The organism is Serratia sp. DD3, assembly GCF_000496755.2.
Genome location: NZ_AYKS02000053.1, coordinates 73,686 through 91,034, shown reverse-complemented (window position 1 = coordinate 91,034; position 17,349 = coordinate 73,686). Strand labels below are relative to the sequence as shown.

General features: G+C 50.6%; 13 protein-coding genes and 1 pseudogene. 4 read left to right on the top strand and 10 right to left on the bottom strand.

Going from position 1 to position 17,349, the window contains the following annotated elements; all coding sequences use genetic code 11:
• Positions 1-7: 7 nt before the first annotated feature.
• From hypA to hybO, 7 genes are read right to left on the bottom strand one after another with little or no spacing between them, the layout of a single operon-like run.
• On the bottom strand, positions 8-355 hold the full coding sequence (gene hypA, locus IO95_RS10245) for a hydrogenase maturation nickel metallochaperone HypA (protein ID WP_023490431.1): 348 nt from the start codon (positions 353-355) through the stop codon (positions 8-10).
• Positions 348-842: a hydrogenase-2 assembly chaperone gene (hybE, locus tag IO95_RS10240; RefSeq protein WP_023490432.1), complete on the bottom strand. Its 495-nt coding sequence runs from the start codon at positions 840-842 to the stop codon at positions 348-350. Before hybE ends, hypA begins: the two co-directional genes overlap by 8 nt.
• Positions 826-1,326: a HyaD/HybD family hydrogenase maturation endopeptidase gene (locus tag IO95_RS10235; RefSeq protein WP_023490433.1), complete on the bottom strand. Its 501-nt coding sequence runs from the start codon at positions 1,324-1,326 to the stop codon at positions 826-828. The genes hybE and IO95_RS10235 overlap by 17 nt, the downstream gene beginning before the upstream one ends.
• Positions 1,326-3,020, bottom strand: coding sequence for a hydrogenase 2 large subunit (gene hybC / locus IO95_RS10230; RefSeq protein WP_023490434.1), 1,695 nt, complete (start codon positions 3,018-3,020; stop codon positions 1,326-1,328). Before hybC ends, IO95_RS10235 begins: the two co-directional genes overlap by 1 nt.
• Entirely contained in the window at positions 2,998-4,227 is a 1,230-nt protein-coding gene (gene hybB / locus IO95_RS10225; RefSeq protein ID WP_023490435.1) for a Ni/Fe-hydrogenase cytochrome b subunit, read from the bottom strand. The genes hybC and hybB overlap by 23 nt, the downstream gene beginning before the upstream one ends.
• Positions 4,214-5,224, bottom strand: coding sequence for a hydrogenase 2 operon protein HybA (gene hybA / locus IO95_RS10220; protein WP_037385137.1), 1,011 nt, complete (start codon positions 5,222-5,224; stop codon positions 4,214-4,216). The genes hybB and hybA overlap by 14 nt, the downstream gene beginning before the upstream one ends.
• 3 nt (positions 5,225-5,227) lie before the next feature.
• On the bottom strand, positions 5,228-6,358 hold the full coding sequence (gene hybO, locus IO95_RS10215) for a hydrogenase 2 small subunit (protein ID WP_023490437.1): 1,131 nt from the start codon (positions 6,356-6,358) through the stop codon (positions 5,228-5,230).
• 418 nt (positions 6,359-6,776) lie between these two features.
• Between hybO and ynfF the strand changes: the two genes are divergently transcribed.
• The 3 genes and pseudogenes from ynfF (at position 6,777) to fdhF (ending at position 11,982) form a co-directional block, all read left to right on the top strand.
• Positions 6,777-9,215 carry a selenate/tellurate reductase subunit YnfF gene (gene ynfF, locus IO95_RS10210; RefSeq protein WP_023490438.1) on the top strand — a complete coding sequence of 813 codons (2,439 nt, stop codon included), beginning with the start codon at positions 6,777-6,779 and terminating at the stop codon, positions 9,213-9,215.
• A 187-nt stretch (positions 9,216-9,402) separates the two neighbouring features.
• Positions 9,403-9,663: pseudogene (locus IO95_RS26455) on the top strand (hypothetical protein); the annotation flags it as partial.
• A gap of 174 nt (positions 9,664-9,837) precedes the next feature.
• On the top strand, positions 9,838-11,982 hold the full coding sequence (gene fdhF / locus IO95_RS10195) for a formate dehydrogenase subunit alpha (RefSeq protein WP_081878550.1): 2,145 nt from the start codon (positions 9,838-9,840) through the stop codon (positions 11,980-11,982).
• Between the two features lie 75 nt (positions 11,983-12,057).
• Here the strand turns inward: fdhF and IO95_RS10190 are convergent, their stop codons facing one another.
• Positions 12,058-13,152, bottom strand: coding sequence for a succinylglutamate desuccinylase/aspartoacylase family protein (locus IO95_RS10190; RefSeq protein ID WP_023490442.1), 1,095 nt, complete (start codon positions 13,150-13,152; stop codon positions 12,058-12,060).
• 538 nt (positions 13,153-13,690) lie between these two features.
• Here IO95_RS10190 and IO95_RS10185 point away from each other — a divergent pair.
• Positions 13,691-14,443, top strand: a complete 753-nt coding sequence (locus IO95_RS10185; RefSeq protein ID WP_023490443.1) for a 4'-phosphopantetheinyl transferase — start codon at positions 13,691-13,693, stop codon at positions 14,441-14,443.
• A gap of 176 nt (positions 14,444-14,619) precedes the next feature.
• Here the strand turns inward: IO95_RS10185 and IO95_RS10180 are convergent, their stop codons facing one another.
• Both IO95_RS10180 and IO95_RS10175 read right to left on the bottom strand, forming a co-directional pair.
• On the bottom strand, positions 14,620-15,570 hold the full coding sequence (locus IO95_RS10180; protein WP_023490444.1) for a carbamate kinase family protein: 951 nt from the start codon (positions 15,568-15,570) through the stop codon (positions 14,620-14,622).
• 157 nt (positions 15,571-15,727) lie between these two features.
• Positions 15,728-17,191: a putative allantoin permease gene (locus IO95_RS10175; RefSeq protein WP_023490445.1), complete on the bottom strand. Its 1,464-nt coding sequence runs from the start codon at positions 17,189-17,191 to the stop codon at positions 15,728-15,730.
• Between the last annotated feature and the right edge of the window lie 158 nt (positions 17,192-17,349).

Genomic DNA, 17,349 nt, shown 5'->3' with positions numbered 1-17,349 from the left:
TCACTCCTCAAAATGATTCTACTTCTATCTGCTTGAGTCGCAGGCTTTCGCCACTCTCAACACGCAGTGTATGGCCACCACACTGTGGGCAGCCGGCATCATGTTGTTCTATATACACACTGGCGCTGCAATCCCAGCACCAGGCTTGAGCGGGTTGATAACTCAACCGCAGGTGGCACCCCTCAGCCAGCGTATAGCGGCTGGCACTGGCAAAGCTGAAACGCAAAGCCTGTTCCTCAATACAGGAAAGTGCGCCAATTTCCAGCCAGACCGCAGTCACCCGTTTGGCACCGTGCTGTCGGGCTTGTTGCTCTATCAACTCCATGGTACTCAAGCACAAGCTGATTTCATGCATTAACACCCTTCCCTAATGGTAAACGTAACAACGCCCGGCGCTTCGGATTGCTGGGAATGGTGCTATTTACCACCGGTAACGCCAGTGCCATGCGCGCGGTGTGTTCCGCCAAGGTCACTGCCTGTTGCGCACTCAGATGGGGAGCCAGGGGTGACATTAACGACGAGGCCAGATACTGCCCGCAGCCCTCAATTTGCCCCACGGTAAAATTCACGTTGCCACAAGGCAGGACCAAGGCCAATTTATCCCCTACTGCCCGCTGCTGCCAGGTTTGCTCAGGGCCAGGCAGCACCAGTAAGCTAAGCATCCACGGGGTCAACAAGCTACCAATCCATTGTTGTTCAAAGAGCTGAAAACCACAGGCACGCACCGGAATCTGGGGTTGGAAAAAGGGCAACTGAGCCATTTCCCCATCACCAACTTGCTGAAAGGCACATTCCAACTGTGCAGCAGGATTAAGTTGAAAACCACTATTCGCTGATTGCATCAGCCACCTCTCTGGGTTGCACTACCACCCCACTGTGTTGTAGCGCCACCAGAACCTGTGCCAATGCCGGTTCAATTGCCTGGCTGACCACGGTGGTCAGGCCAATACCCGGTTGTAATGATTCGGGTACCACGCCCACCAGCGTTAACCGCTGGGGGAATTCATCCGTCAACCGCAATGCCATCAACACGTCAGAAAGCCCCAGTTGATGGGGTGAAACCTTGCGCGTAAACATCGCCGGGATCTCCTCATCATGCAGCACTTCAACACTGCCTGGCGCACTGCCGGTCAGCACCGCATCCGCCACAATCAGGTGATCGCGATCGGCCATCGCCTCCATCAACTCCATTCCCGAGGTGCCACCGTCCAGCACCTCGACATAGGCCGGTAAACAGTAGCGCTGCTCCAATGCTTCAACGATGCGCACCCCCACCGCTTCATCGCTTAACAACAGGTTGCCTATTCCTAATACCAATATTCTCATTACAACACCTTGACTTTCGTCACTTCATTGCCGGTGGTGTCGACAATATGCACAGCACATGACATGCAAGGGTCAAAGGAGTGAATGGTACGGATCACCTCGAGCGGTTTAGCGACATCCGCTACTGGTGTTCCCACCAACGCACGTTCATAAGGGCCAGGCTCGTCATTGTAATTACGCGGCCCGGCGTTCCAGGTTGAAGGCACCACCGCTTGGTAGTTGGCAATTTTGCCATCCTTAATCACCACCCAGTGTGAAAGTGCGCCCCGGGGGGCTTCAATAAAGCCGACACCGCGCACTTCACCGGTTAACGGGATCTGCGGCGGGATAAAGGTTTGATGGTCACCACTGCCAATATTACTCACCAGCGCATGCCACTGCTGATTCAAGGTACCATGTAATACACAGGCATGTATTGCTCGTCCGACAATCCGCCCCAGCGTAGAAGGTAATTGCTCTGCGGTTAATGGCTTGCCAGCCAGGGTTTGGTAGGTCCGGCTAACCTGGGCAAAATAGTTCTGCGTCGGTTGATGTTTCGCTTCCAGGCTACACAACAACCAGGCCAGAGGCCCCATTTCCACCGCCTTGCCGTAGAAGGTGGGGGATTTCACCCAGGAGTACTTACCATCCTCTTGCCAGCCGGTGTAATTCGGCCGGGTCAACCCTTCCCACGGCGCTAGTGGTTTATCATCCTGATACCAGGCGTGCTTGCCACTCTCCTCAATCCCTTTAATCAGATAATCATCATACTGGTTAGCTATTGGGCGGAACTGGCCATTTTCCAGATATCCCCCCGGTAACAGAAATTGCTGCCCCTTACGGTCGGTGGGCATTTCCGGTACGCACAGATAACAATCTGCCCCTTTGCCAATGGTTAACCAATGGGGGTAATGTGCTGCAATCACCGCGCTATCCACCAGATAAACCTGTTCGATAAAGTCGCCCAGGCGATCAATAAAACTTTTCAGGTACATCAGGCGCTCGAGGTTCAAAACGCTGGGGGCATCGAGATTAATCGGGTTAGCTACCCCGCCTACCGCCAGGTTTTGAATATGCGGGGTTTTGCCGCCCAATAGCGCCACCACGCGGTTAGCATCGCGCTGGCACTCCAAGGCTTGCAGATAGTGGGCCACCGCAATCAGGTTAATCTCTGGTGGTAACACCATCGCCGGATGGCCCCAGTAACCGTTGGCGAAGATACCTAACTGGCCACTGTCCACCAGATCTTTAATCTTCTGCTGCACCCGGCTAAATTCGGCCGCACTGTTCAATGACCAGCTTGACACGCCATTGAGCAAATCAGCCGCCTTTTGTGGGTCGGCCTGCAACGCAGAGGTGATGTCGACCCAATCCAGGGCCGACAATTGATAGAAGTGCACAATATGGTCATGAATACTGTGGGCAGCCATAATGATATTGCGGATGTACTGGGCATTGACCGGGACTTCCATACCCAGCGCATTCTCTACCGCACGGACCGAAGCCAAAGCATGAATGGTGGTGCAAACACCACAAATCCGTTGCACGATCATCCAGGCATCCCGCGGGTCATTGCCCTGAACAATCTCTTCCATACCCCGCCACATGGTGCCGGAAGACCAGGCTTTGGTTACCAGGCCATTTTCAATTTCGCAATCAATACGCAGGTGTCCCTCAATGCGGGTAACGGGATCAATGGTGATGCGTTGGCTCATGTTCCACCTCTAACTCTAATGGTTTGTTTTCATGATTGTTTTCATGATTGTTTTTATGCGGGTGTTGGCGTGCAGGTAGCACCGGCAATAGCCGGATCAACAGGATGTACGCACACACTTCAATTGCCACAAAGCCAATGGAGATCAACAGTTCACTGGCGGTCGGGAAGTAGCCATAACCACTGCCGGGGTCATAAGCCAGTAGCGAGTAATTTAACCGCCAGAACGAGGCCCCGCAGACCATACTCAACGCACCAATAAACAGCAGGCGTGAGTCGCTACGATTGCGTTGCCAACGGAACAGCAACAGTGGCAGTAACATCAGTAAAATCTCTAGCCAAAACGAGATGGCGAAGCGATCGAGATGCCACAGATAGCCCGTTTTATTACGCCAAATCAGCTCGCCAAAGCGCAAGACAATAAATAACAGCAGGATGATGTCGATGGTGTAAGTCAAACGGCTAAAGAGTGGGGTTTCATTGGCTCCTTTGCCCCGTAACCCGGCTTGCACCAATGACCCTTCGAAAATCACAATCGAAAAACCGAGAATAGCGGCGGTCAGCAGCGAAAACAGCGGCAACATTTCATAGCTTTGCCACAGTGGATGCACCTTGATACCTGCCGCAATCATCAATGAACCCATTGACGACTGGTGCATAGCTGGCAACAACGCTCCCAGCGCGATAACAAAGAACATCACCTTATTAAGCCACTTGAGCGAAACCTTCCAGCCCAGGCGCTCAAACAGTGCCGGAGCAAACTCCAGTGCCACCACGCCGATGTAGATAGTCATACAGACGGCGGTTTCAAACAGCACCGACGATGTATTGAAATGGCCAGGAATATAGAAGTAAGGCAAGTTCCAATAACGGCCGACATCAATGGTGATGGAGAGCCCCCCGAGCGCATAGCCAAACAAGCTGGCTAACAGCGCAGGCCGCACCAACGGATGGTACTCACCCCGGTTGAAGACATACACCGCCCAGGCTAAAGCCCAACCGCCACACGCCAATCCGGTCCCCACCAACAGATCAAAGGCAATCCAGACCCCCCAGGGAAAACCGCCATTCAGGTCAGATACCGCTCCCAACCCGAATACCAGACGTTTGAGGATCAACAGCAGGCACAACACCACAAAAGGTGCCAGCAACATCACCGGCCAACTGACCAACCGCCCGCCAAGGGGCTGCATTTTATACGTCGTCATGCTCATCCTCCTTCTTCTTCTGAGATTCATGACGCGTATTGCGTTGAACCAGGAAGGTGATCCCTGCCAATGCGGCAAACGGCAGCACCATGCCTTTATACAACGAGTGCTGTACATGCTCAGAACGCGCACCGGTGGCCAGATCATCCAGTGGCGGCAGGCCCAGATTTTCGAAAGGCACCCCGGTCAGTACCAATACCTGGGTGCCTCCCCCTTCGTGTTCGCCATACAGATGCGGCTGGTAATGGGCCAATGGGCGCTCATAGTTGTCACCAGTCTGTAAGGTTTGCCGTGGGAAGCGGTAATTCTCTCCTGGTGTGGCGGCCAGACGCTGCTTGGCCTCAGCCATCAGCTGTTCACGGGTACCAAAAATCACCGCCCCGGTTGGGCAGACCTCAACGCATCCCGGCAGGCCGCCCTTATCCAGCCGTTCCAGCCCTTTCTGGTTGCACAGTTCACACTTGTGGATCTGACCAAACGGATTGTCGTAGTCATACTTCGGCACATTGAATGGACAGCCCACCATGCAGTAACGGCAACCGGTGCAGACATCGGGGTTATAGTGCACAATGCCGGTTTTTGGGTCTTTCCGTAACGCCTGCACCGGGCAGACGGAAACGCAGTTGGCATCGACACAATGCATGCACTGTTTTTTGATATAGGCATAACCATTGTCCACCTGGTCTTTATGCTGCCCATCGCCACTGGTCCATACCTGAATAATATTGTTGGTATAGGGGCTGAGTTTATCGTTATTCGACCAGGTTGCCGCGGTACCGGCATAGGCATAGGTTTCACCATGCGGTTCATCGCTATGATTGAGTCGTTGACACTGGCTGACACAAGCCTGGCACCCTACGCATAAGGTTGAGTCATACAACATCCCTAATACATTGGGGATCGGGGCCTTATTTTCCGCCCCTGCCTGTACGCGAGGCACAACGCCTGCCAGCATCGCACCGCCTGAGGCCAGTTTTAAAAAGTGACGTCGGTTCACTATTTACTCCTTGCGCGGCGGCTCATCGTCTTTACGCTGCGCCTTCTGTTGCCGCCCCAGTTCTCTCACTGTCATCAGGCTCACTCCAGCAGCCAAACCGACGACGCCCCCTAACAACCCAACGGCGGTAGGGCTGACATGCCCGCCCTCTCTGGCCAGTACCGCGGGTTTAGCATTGCGTGGCGTTGGATTTTCCACATTGGCCAACTGCGCAATTCCTTTAGTAAAGCCCACCCCCTGCTCGTTACAGCCATAGCAGGGGTGACCAATGCCGACCGGCCAAATACCGCCGCCAATGTCGCAAAACTCCAGCGTCGAACAGTTACCGTAAGTTTCTGGCCCTTTACAGCCAAGATGGAATAAGCACCAGCCCTGTCGGTGACCCTCATCACCAAATTGTTTGGCAAAGCGCCCAGCATCAAAGTGTGGGCGGCGTTCGCAGTTCTCGTGGATCAAGCGGCCATAGGCAAACTCGGGTCGATTTTTGGCATCCAGCGCCGGAGGTCGTCGAAAGGTAATAACATGTGCCACTGTCGCCAGGAAATTATGCGGGTTAGGTGGGCAGCCGGGGATATTGATCACCGTTTTACCGGGTAATACCTCCTGCAAACTAACCGCTCCCGTGGGGTTCCCCCCAGTAGAAGGGACGCCTCCCCAAGCCGCACAGGAACCAATGGCGATAATCGCCGCAGCATGTTCCGCCGCCTGCTTGATATGCTCGACAATCGGTTTGCCGGCCACCATGCAGTAAATCCCCCCGTCCTTAATCGGGATTGAGCCATCAACCACCAGCACATATTTGCCCTGATACTGTTCAATGGCTCGGTGTTTGTTTTCTTCCGCCTGTTCGCCAAACGCTGCTGACAGGACTTCGTGATATTCCATTGAAACAACATCCAGCAACAGGTTTTCAATGGTTGGGTGAGTGGCACGTAATAATGATTCAGTACATCCCGTGCACTCCTGGGCGCCAATCCAGATAACGGGCGGTCGTTGCGGTGAGGATACCGAGTGGGCAATTTCGGCGGCGGCTTTGCTACTTAGCCCCATGGTGGCAGCGAGCGCCGCACACAGTTTCATAAAGTCACGGCGATTCACGCCATTACGGAAAAATGTTTCGTTTTCCCTGGTCATTGTCTATCCCCTGTCAATAACTGCAATACCACAAAAATCCCTATACCCGCCGGTATTCACGCTACCGGGATGTTGGTTGCAACCTGAATCAATCTGGGTATAAGCAGGTGGACAATTTTTGGTCGTTTACTGCCGGGAGCAGGTTGATCTTTATCAACCTTTAGTGCGGTAAAAATTAATATTTCCGGTAACATGAGTAAGATCGCTTCAGCAAAAAATATTTAGCTTGCTTATCACTCAGGATTACCGCTGTTGACCAAACTGATTTCCAGCGCGGAATAACCGGTTTTTTATCTAATGCTCGTTTGGGTCAACAATTTGTCAGTAGCTTCGAGTTAGAGTCTGTTATTAGAAAAATCTGTTACTAGAAAAATAAGTCCCCTTCAAAAATAAGATAATTACCGCAGGGATAACCAATATGAACGAGAACAAAGTCCCAGACTTGTTACATCACACCGTTACCCGCCGTCAGTTAATTAAAGCAGGCAGTGCCACTGGCTGTTTGCTCGCCGCCACCTCAGGCATGGTGTTACCTTTCCGTAAAACGGTGGCGGCCGAATCCACCGCCAATGCCACGGCTCCGCAAGATAAAGTGGTCTGGAGCTCTTGCACCGTCAACTGCGGTAGCCGCTGCGCACTACGCTTGCATGTACGCGATGATGAAGTCTACTGGGTTGAAAGTGACAACACCGGTAACGATGAATATGGCGATCATCAATTACGTGCCTGCTTGCGTGGGCGCTCTATTCGCCGCCGGATGAACCATCCGGACCGATTGAAATACCCGATGAAACGCGTCGGCAAACGGGGTGAAGGTAAATTTAAACCTATCAGTTGGGATGAAGCGCTGGATACCATCAGCGGCAAACTGAAGCAAACCTTGGCGCAATACGGTAATGAGGCGGTACATGTGTTGTATGGCACCGGGGTAGATGGTGGCAATATCACCAACTCCAATGTGCCCTACCGCCTGATGAATTCCTGTGGTGGCTTCCTCAGCCGCTACGGCAGTTACAGCACCGCGCAAATCACCGCTGCCATGCCTTATTTGTACGGCGCGCAAGAGGGTAATAGCCCGGATGATATCGCCAATAGCAAACTGGTGGTTTTGTTCGGCAATAACCCGGCTGAAACCCGCATGAGTGGTGCTAGCGTAACCTATTATCTGGAGCAGGCCCGAGCCGTCTCCAACGCCAAGATGATTGTGATCGACCCACGTTATACCGATACCGCCGCTGGCCGTGAAGACCAATGGGTGCCAATCCGCCCGGGTACTGATGCGGCCTTGGTGGCGGGTATGGCCTATGTACTGATCACCGAAAATCTGGTGGACCAAGAATTTCTGGATAACTATTGCATCGGCTATGATGAAAAAACGCTGCCGGCCAGCGCCCCCAAGAATGGCCACTACAAAGCCTATATTGTTGGCCAAGGTGAAGATGGCACCGCCAAAACCCCCGAATGGGCAGCGCAGATCACCGGTATTCCTGCCACGGACATCATCAAATTGGCCCGTGAAATCGGCATGACCAAACCGGCTTATATCTGCCAGGGTTGGGGACCACAGCGCCACGCCAACGGGGAGCAAACCGCCCGGGCAATCGCTATGCTGCCGATTTTAACCGGTAACGTAGGGATTAACGGCGGTAATACTGGCTGCCGTGAAGGCACGTTTGATCTTGGTGTGGAATGGTTCGACATGCTCACCAACCCGGTAAAAACCAAAATCTCTGTTTATACCTGGACCGATGCGATTATTCGTGGCCCGGAGATGACCGCCAAGCGTGATGGTATCCGTGGCAAAGATAAACTGGATGTGCCGATCAAATTTATCTGGTGTTATGCCAGTAATACCCTGATCAATCAGCATGGTGATATCAGCCGCACCCACCAGATCCTGCAGGACGACAGTAAATGCGAGATGATTGTCGGCATTGAGCATTTTATGACCTCTTCCGCCAAATATTGCGATATTTTGCTACCAGACTTGATGCCTACCGAACAGGAAGACCTGATCTCTCATGAGTCTGCCGGCAATATGGGCTATGTGATCCTGGGTCAGCCCGCCACCTCACCTAAGTTTGAACGCCGCCCTATTTACGAAATTCTTTCCGAAGTGGCTAAACGACTGGGTAAAGAGCCCGAGTCCCTCTTCACCGAAGGGCGCAGCCAGCAGCAGTGGATCGAGTATCTGTGTGAGAAAACCCGTGAACGCAATCCAGAAATGCCCACTTATCAAGAGATGAAAACGGTCGGTATCTATAAGCGTAAAGCACCGGAAGGACATATTGTGGCCTTTAAAGCGTTCTGGGAAAATCCACAGGCAAACCCACTGAAAACACCGTCTGGCAAGATTGAGATTTACTCCGAACGGCTGGCGGAAATTGCCGCCACCTGGGAACTGGCGAAAGAGGATGTGATCCATCCCTTGCCAGTATATGCAGCCGGTTTCGAAAGTTGGCAAGACCCTATACGTAGCAAATATCCGCTACAACTCTTTGGCTACCATTACAAGGCCAGAACCCACTCCAGCTATGGCAATATCGATGTATTGCAACAATCCTGCCCGCAGGAAGTCTGGATCAACCCCATTGATGCTAAAGCGCGCGGTATCAAACATGGCGAACGCGTCAGGGTGTTTAATGACCGTGGAGAAACGCAGATACAAGCGAAGGTCACACCCAGGATCATGCCCGGCGTCACCGCCATGGGCCAAGGAGCCTGGCTGACAGCGGATATGTTTGGCGACAAGGTCGATCACGGTGGCAGTGTGAATATCCTGACCAATCAGCGCCCTTCTCCCCTGGCCAAGGGTAATCCACAACATACCAATCTGGTGGAGATAGCCAAACTCTAAGCTAAACCTGAGGACCTAAACCTGATAATAGGGGCCACGCCTTTGGCCCCTGATTCGGTCGCAGGCACCATAAATCCATAAGATGGAAAACGTAAGGCGACCGAAATTTGCCACTTTATTATTAATTCACCGAGATCCCCCATTTCTTCATACGCGACAACAAGGTCGTGCGCTTAAGCCCCAGACGCTGAGCGAAGAGTTTGAAATGGCGGTGATGCAGAAAGCCGACCTCTATACACGCGCTACGTTTACCTTGGTGAATTGCCGTTGCTGCCAACAGCCATTTACCACCAGCAAGTCGGTTGTTGAAGAAGTGATTTTTCTTGGTATTCAACCGGATGTTGTGGCGTTTTATTTTCCAATCACCGAAAAGGTATCGCAAGCAGTCCAACAGGTTTATCGCCAGTTATCCGCGTCGGGTAACGTTGACAGTTTTGAGTTACTTTGAGTGAGTTTTAGCCAAAATTCAGCCCAGAGACCAATCCATATCAAATTATGCGGGTGCTGATTATGCTAAATAAGTGTGAAGATTTTTTTATCACTGGCGGTTTCTCCGCCGTAGTGATGGGTCGGGAAGGCGAATACTGTACTTCCCAATGGCAATAAAAAAGGAGTGCTGTAGATGAAGAAAGTCATCACGGTCTGCCCTTATTGCGCCTCAGGTTGCAAAATCAATCTGGTAGTAGACAACGGCAGAATCATCAAAGCCGAAGGTGCAAATGGTGTGACCAATCAGGGCGAGTTATGCCTAAAAGGATATTACGGCTGGGACTTCGTTCACGATACCAAGATCCTGACTCCGCGCCTGAAAACGCCGATGATCCGTCGGCAACGTGGCGGAAAATTGGAGTCGGTCTCTTGGGAAGAGGCTATTGAGTTCGCCAGTTCACGTTTGCTCGCCATCAAAGAAAAGTACGGTCCTGATGCCATTATGACCACCGGCTCTTCACGTGGACCAGGTAACGAAGCCAACTACATCATGCAAAAATTTGCGCGCGCTACGGTCGGTACTAACAATATCGACTGTTGCGCGCGTGTCTGACACGGCCCTTCGGTTGCAGGTCTGCAGCGTTCGGTCGGTAACGGCGCCATGAGTAACTCAATCGTTGAGATTGAGGACACACAATGTATTTTTGTCTTCGGCTATAACGCCGCAGACTCTCACCCTATTGTCGCTCGCCGTATTCTTAAGGCGAAAGATAAAGGGGCAAAAATTATTGTTTGCGATCCACGCTATATTGAAACGACGCGTATTGCAGATATTCATTTGCCGCTGAAAAACGGCTCCAATATTGCCCTGCTCAATGCCCTCGCCTATGTGATCATTGAAGAGAATCTGTACGATCAGTCATTTGTTGAAAATCATACCGAACAGTTTGATGAGTATCGCGCTATCGTCGCCAAGTACCCGCCAGAGTCGGTTGAGAAAACTACCGGGCTTAGCGCCCAGCAGATCCGTGATACTGCGCGGATGTATGCCACCTCACCTACGGCAACTATCTTGTGGGGCATGGGTGTCACGCAGTTCTATCAGGGTGTGGAAACCGTGCGGTCACTCACCAGCCTGGCGATGCTGACGGGTAATCTGGGTAAACCCAATGTGGGGGTCAACCCGGTACGTGGGCAGAATAACGTGCAAGGTGCCTGTGATATGGGGGCATTACCCAATACCCTGCCGGGTTATGCCCAGGTCACAGATGCACAAGCGCGGGAAAGATTCGCCAAGGCCTGGGGTATCGCCGCCATGCCTGCCGAAATTGGCTATGCCCTGAGTGAAGTGCCACACAATATTGACCATGGCAAACTCAAAGCCCACTACATTATGGGGGAAGACCCACTACAGACGGAGCCTGATCTTGCCACTATCCGCAGAACCTTTGAAAAACTGGAACTGTTGATCGTGCAAGATATCTTTATGACCAAAACCGCATCCATTGCGGATGTTATCTTCCCAGCAACCTCCTGGGGGGAACATGAAGGGGTGTATACCGCTGCAGACCGTGGCTTCCAGCGCTTCTATAAAGCCGTTGAACCCGTAGGTGATGTGAAGACCGACTGGCAGATTATCAGCCTGATGTCTACCGCTATGGGTTACCCCATGCACTACAACGACACGCAGGAAATCTGGGACGAGCTGCGTGAACTGTGCCCAATCTATTACGGTGCCACCTACGAGAAAATGGGGGACTTAGGCTACATTCAATGGCCTTGCCCTACCTTGGAACATCTGGGAACCTCTTACCTGTATCAGGGAGGGAAATTCTCACGCCCCAGTGGCAAAGCCGAGTTTTTTACCTGTGACTGGGCCCCCCCCATCGATCAGGTCAGTGACGAGTACCCATTGGTGCTCTCTACCGTGCGTGAGGTGGGCCATTACTCTTGCCGTTCGATGACCGGTAACTGTAAGGCACTGGTGGCATTGGCTGATGAACCAGGATACGCGCAGATCAACACTGAAGACGCCGCACGCCTGGGGGTTGAAGATCAGGCACTGGTGTGGGTGCGCTCACGTCAAGGTAAGGTCATCACCCGTGCCAATGTCAGTGACCGTCCAAACCGGGGGGCCATTTATATGACCTACCAATGGTGGATTGGTGCCTGTAACGAACTGGTGGCAGAAAACCTGAGCCCGATTACCAAAACACCGGAATATAAATATTGTGCGGTGCAGATCGAAACGATCAAGGATCAGGAGCAAGCGGAATATTTTGTTCAGCAGGAGTACAGCAAAATCAAGCAGCGCCTACGGGAGGCGGCGGCTGGCTAACGAAGTGATGCCACTCTAACTGAACCTCAGGGATGAGGTTCAGTTGTTTTAAACCTGTGCGCTATCAATCAGTTATTAGCAACCGTCTGCACACTTGGCATCTGGGTTGGTAAACAGGATACGCACCAGCAAAGCACCAGACTCACGCAGCGGATCATTGCCAATGGCCAATACCTTGCCAGTTTGAGTTGCCGTATATTCACGAAGAATATCGCCAAAAGCATTACGTTGCACCGCAACTTTCTGCCCTTTAACCACGGAATCCCCGACTTTCACCAGAACTTCAGCAAACCCACCCATCTCAGCTCTAATTGAAGTCATCTCATTGCCGATATAGGTTTTTTGCTCTTTCGCAGTCGCCCCTAATTTGCCTGGAGTCATCCCTTGATCAACCATCAGGTTACGCACCCCAGTAAGGCTGCGTGCAATAAGTTCTGGCTGATAAAGTTTTGGCTGGCCAATTTCGAGGGTAATAGCAGGAATTTTCTGTTCGACAAACGTGGTTTCTACCGTGCCTTTTTCACCGGGATCGGCTTTAATCTGATCCGCCGGGAACAGTTCAGCCATTTTCTTCACTTGCGGGTTACGGTAATCGGCATAGATAAACAGGGGATATTCGGTACCGGTGCTCTGAGTATGCATATCGACAAATAGATTTGCATTACCGGCCCACAAATTATTCCACAACAACCAAGCTTGCTGTTCAGCTGGGTTACCTTTCTCTTTACCCGGCCAGATGCGGTTAAAATCAACCGTATAACCGCCATCTGTTGGTACCTGCCAATTACGATTATTCGCCAGCATACCCGTTGGGTTGGCACCCAGCGCCCCAACAACAGTCCCTTTCAGTTCTGCCGGGTTTAACTGTTCAAACACCTGTTGTATGACTCGGATACCATTCAGTTCATCACCATGCACCGCCGCTTGCAGACCCAGTTTAGGACCCGGCGTCGCCCCTTTCGCCACTAAAACTGGCACATACCAATGCTGGCCAATGCCGTTACTCGCCCCTTGGAACATAAAACGGTAAACCTTACCTGCCTGTAGGTCATCGACATCCAACTTGCTGATCACCGGATGACCATCAATTTTATCCCCGGTATAGACCATAGCTGCCTGCGCATTGAGCGCCCCTGCAAGCAATACTGCCAACATCGTCACTTTATACATAACCATCCTCATTGTTATTAGTAAGAAAGTATTTCCTTGAAAACTCCCTCAGCGGCAGAGAAGAGCGCACTCCACCTGCATATCATTCACTTATCCCTGGTGCTTCACTTTGCAAAGTATAAGCAGCAGTGCCAGCAATGACTGTTCTCTATAACTTAAAATAGCCAAGGTATCAGCATATTACGCCCAACCATCAACACGGGCTATGGGCCGGATAGCAAAAATTGCGCAAGATCTTTTTTTACTATCCAGCATCTTGCTTTCTACTTATTGAATTGCCAACAATTTCCCATCGACCGTCTGTTTTACTTTTTTGTCACAGTGCTATCATGTCGGTATAGTGCAACAGCTAAACACGCTGACTAATGCTGTGGTGTAAGTCTTCTGAACAGAGGTCGTGAGGCCTGGTTTTAGCCCCACGTTGGATAGCCATCAGGTGGTAAGTGCGGCGAGGCTGCCCGGATAAAGTTGCTCTTAGATCTCTCTTATTAAAAGATGGCAGAGGCATATTGCCGCTATCGCTGGTTGGAACGATTTTATGTTTACCTTAACCCACACAGCTAGTTTGAACCTCAGTCACTCAGCGGGTTTTATTACGGCGGAAGTACAAGGCTACCTAGGTGATCGGCCCAGCGTCAGGTTTCATCAAATCCGATTCGACCCCCGCTATTATCACGATACCTTGTTCAACCAATGGAACATTCCGTTGCCTGAACAATTCTGCCAGGCAATCATCAAGCGTAAGGCGGAATATTTGGCTGGGCGATATTGTGCCCAGCAACAACTGGACGCTCTCGGTATCCACGGCTTTGAGTTACGCCAAGGGGAAGATCGTGCCCCGATCTGGCCAGCTCAGGTTATTGGTTCGATTTCACACCATCACCGTTCAGCGATTGTTGTCACTTCTCAGGCTCAGGATAATGGATTCTTAGGGATTGATACTGAGCTGATTATGAAAGCTGACGTGGCGGCGAATCTGCGAGAAATGATTATTAATGAGCAGGAAAACCAGCTGCTGGCACACAGTGGCATGCCTTTTAATCTGGCGCTGACACTGATATTTTCGCTGAAAGAGAGCTTGTATAAGGCACTCTATCCACAAGTGAATAAATTCTTTGATTGCCATGCCGCCAGAGTAATCGAATTTGCACCGCTGCAAGGGCGTTGTCAGCTACAACTCACTGAATCCCTTAACTCTATTCATACTGCAGGCTCAGTCTATCAAGGCCAGTTTATTTGGGATAGCCAAGAGGTCACCACCTTGGTCACCGGCACAACTGAAACCCCCTGACCTTGGGTGACGCATCTACGCGTGTGGCAAGGCCCTAGCAATACAATTCAATCTACTCACCACAACATTTGTTATTTTACGCTAGCCAAAAATTGGGCCTGCGATGCAGGCCCGTTACCCGATAATAATTGATTGCCGCTGCTTGCGGTGAGCAACTTACAGCCGCTACGGGTTTCTTACTGGTTAACGATGTGGGTACCGGTTTCACCGCGCAGCGCCGCAGGCAGACAGTCCGGCGAAGTGATTATGACGCGTTTCCCACCATGGCGTAAAAAATCCAAACTGGCGATAATTTTCGGCAACATACTCCCCGCAGGAAAGTGCCCTTCTTCCTGATAGCGAGTCATTTCTGCCACACTAACCTTGTTTAGCGCTCGCTGTTCAGGTTTGCCAAAGTGGATACAGACTTTCTCTACCCCCGTGGTAATGACCAACACATCAGCACCGATCTCTTGAGCCAGTAGCGCAGTGGATAAATCTTTATCAATAACTGCGTCAATGCTTTGATAATCGCCTTGCTGGTCACGTATCACCGGGATCCCACCGCCACCGGCTGCAATAACCACAAAGCCTTGGTTAATCAATGCATTAATTGCACCGGATTCTAAAATGCGCTTTGGTTCAGGAGACGCGACGACTCGGCGATAACCGCGCCCTGAGTCTTCGATAAAATGCCAGGTAGGATGCTGCTGCAATAATCTATCACGCTGTTCCGCACTGAAAAAAGCACCAATCGGCTTGGTTGGATGGGTGAAGCCGGGGTCATTCCGGTCGACTTCAACCTGGGTAATCACGGTCACTGCCTGCTGTTCACCACGCAATGCCAAGCGGTTATTCAGTGCCTGCTGAATAAGATAACCGATCCCCCCTTGGGTATCTGCCACACAATTGGCCAGAGGGGTCAGCGGTAACCCTTCTTGTTCGTGTGCAATCTCTGAACGACGTAAATCCAACCCGACCTGAGGACCATTGCCATGAGTAAGCACAATATTATAATCCGATGCCAGCATCTCCAGCACCGAGTGAGCGACCGTTTTTACTGCTTCGGTCTGATGTTCAATCGACTGGCTGGCATTGTCTTTAATGATACTGTTGCCACCAATGGCAACCACAACAAGTTCTTTCATTTATTTAATCCATTAAAGGAAACGCGATTAACCACGTTTCGAGTTACGATATTTATTTAAATCCCATTACGGGAATAGGCTATTCACTATTACAATAAATAGTTATTAATGGTTTCTAAACTGAAACCAAGGTGCAAAAAATCAATAATAAAAACGATCAGCTGTTTGCAGTCTGACCCAGAGAACCTTTTTTACTTCTGCTTTGCATGAACAAATAAATCATAACAGCAGAGATAACCCCAACAAACCAAGATAAGCGAGATAAGGTTTCAAAATAAGGGACAAACTTACTCCCTAAAGAGATAACAATCGCAATAATTGTTGCATAAAATGCTTTGGAATTAATGCCATTGTTATACTCGCCAGTCTCACCCGGGCTAGAATAAAGGGTATTTAAATCAATCCTACCCTGCATCACAATAAAATAATGCGCGAGCATAACCCCCACCACCGGGCCTAACATCCCGCCAATAATGTCTAGAAAGAAGTAGATGCTATCCTGGCTCTCCATTAACTTCCAAGGGCAAATAATGACACTGATAATACTGGCAATCACGATACCATTTTTGTAATTAAGATGCCGAGGCGCTAAGGCGGCTATCTGATAACCCGCTGGAATCAGATTACAGGCCGCATTGATGGAGACGGTAGTCATCAATATAACCAGCCCAGCAAACAGTGTAGCAAACGTGCTATCCCATTTTTGAATGATATCCATCACATTCCAAGTATTGACACCATAATGAATAGTGGCACCGACCAATATTATCACGCTTAAAATAGCGAACAGCGTGTAACCCACAAAATAGCTCGCAGCCTGGCCGATTGCCTGCTGTTTGAAGCTGACCGCATTTTGCGTAAAATCGGCAGCGGTGATTGCCGGTGCGGCCCACACCCCCAAGATAGCATTGATGATCACAAAAAAAAGAAAGATGCCACTACCACTTTGTTCAACATGCTGGGGGGCATAATGAATAATATTGTCAATGCCAGCCAGTGAAGCTGCCCACACCGCCATGCTACCAAAAACGATATAAACACAGGGGTTAAGTAGGGTGGTGAATTTTTTTAGCGCATTACCCCCGCCAAAGCCAAGCAACGTATTCAACAGCCAGAAAATAAGAAAGCAGATCAAACCAGGAATCGATATACCCAGCCAAACAGTGCCGTTTCCTATCTGCAAAAAGCCAGGCCAGACCTTAGCAATCAAGATAAGTAAGGCTAAAGATCCAGCATAGTTCTGCAAACCAAACCACATAATAGCAGCGATACAGCCACGCAATACTCCAGGTACTAATGCGCCACGGACACCATAAGAGGCACGTAACAACATCACGCCAGGGATACCATACTTAGAGCCAGCAGCGCCATTCATGATCATGACAAACGCAATAAACAGTGCACTAAAAGAGATAGCCATCATCACTGATACTGTTGATAGCCCTAACATCAAAAAGCCACCTACCGCAATATAGTTTGGCACATTATGAATTGCCCCCATCCACAAGGCAAAATAGTTAAAGGCCCGCCAATTACGTTGCTTTTCCCCTTTTGGTAACAGGTCATCGCTATATCCACGATCTTTGAAAATGGTCAGTTGCTGCTCTTGCGTACGCTCCATGGTTACTTCCTTGATAAATATACCCGTCCCCATACAAGCTACCGTTTGATTGACGACGGGTATATAAAAATCAACATCAGAGAATCACCACTGCGCTCCTAAATAAGTGTTCCTAATACCGCTACACTTTACGCTTTTGGTCGGTGTAGCATTTTACG

Bases quoted from the DNA above. Each gene is read 5' to 3' on its own strand.
- hybE (WP_023490432.1), bottom strand. From the start codon at position 842: ATGCAATCAGCGAATAGTGGTTTTCAACTTAATCCTGCTGCACAGTTG.
- IO95_RS10185 (WP_023490443.1), top strand. From the start codon at position 13,691: ATGTTTACCTTAACCCACACAGCTAGTTTGAACCTCAGTCACTCAGCG.
- IO95_RS10190 (WP_023490442.1), bottom strand. From the start codon at position 13,152: ATGTATAAAGTGACGATGTTGGCAGTATTGCTTGCAGGGGCGCTCAAT.
- hybO (WP_023490437.1), bottom strand. From the start codon at position 6,358: ATGACCAGGGAAAACGAAACATTTTTCCGTAATGGCGTGAATCGCCGT.
- hybB (WP_023490435.1), bottom strand. From the start codon at position 4,227: ATGACGACGTATAAAATGCAGCCCCTTGGCGGGCGGTTGGTCAGTTGG.
- IO95_RS10180 (WP_023490444.1), bottom strand. From the start codon at position 15,570: ATGAAAGAACTTGTTGTGGTTGCCATTGGTGGCAACAGTATCATTAAA.
- ynfF (WP_023490438.1), top strand. From the start codon at position 6,777: ATGAACGAGAACAAAGTCCCAGACTTGTTACATCACACCGTTACCCGC.
- hybC (WP_023490434.1), bottom strand. From the start codon at position 3,020: ATGAGCCAACGCATCACCATTGATCCCGTTACCCGCATTGAGGGACAC.
- hypA (WP_023490431.1), bottom strand. From the start codon at position 355: ATGCATGAAATCAGCTTGTGCTTGAGTACCATGGAGTTGATAGAGCAA.
- IO95_RS10175 (WP_023490445.1), bottom strand. From the start codon at position 17,191: ATGGAGCGTACGCAAGAGCAGCAACTGACCATTTTCAAAGATCGTGGA.
- IO95_RS10235 (WP_023490433.1), bottom strand. From the start codon at position 1,326: ATGAGAATATTGGTATTAGGAATAGGCAACCTGTTGTTAAGCGATGAA.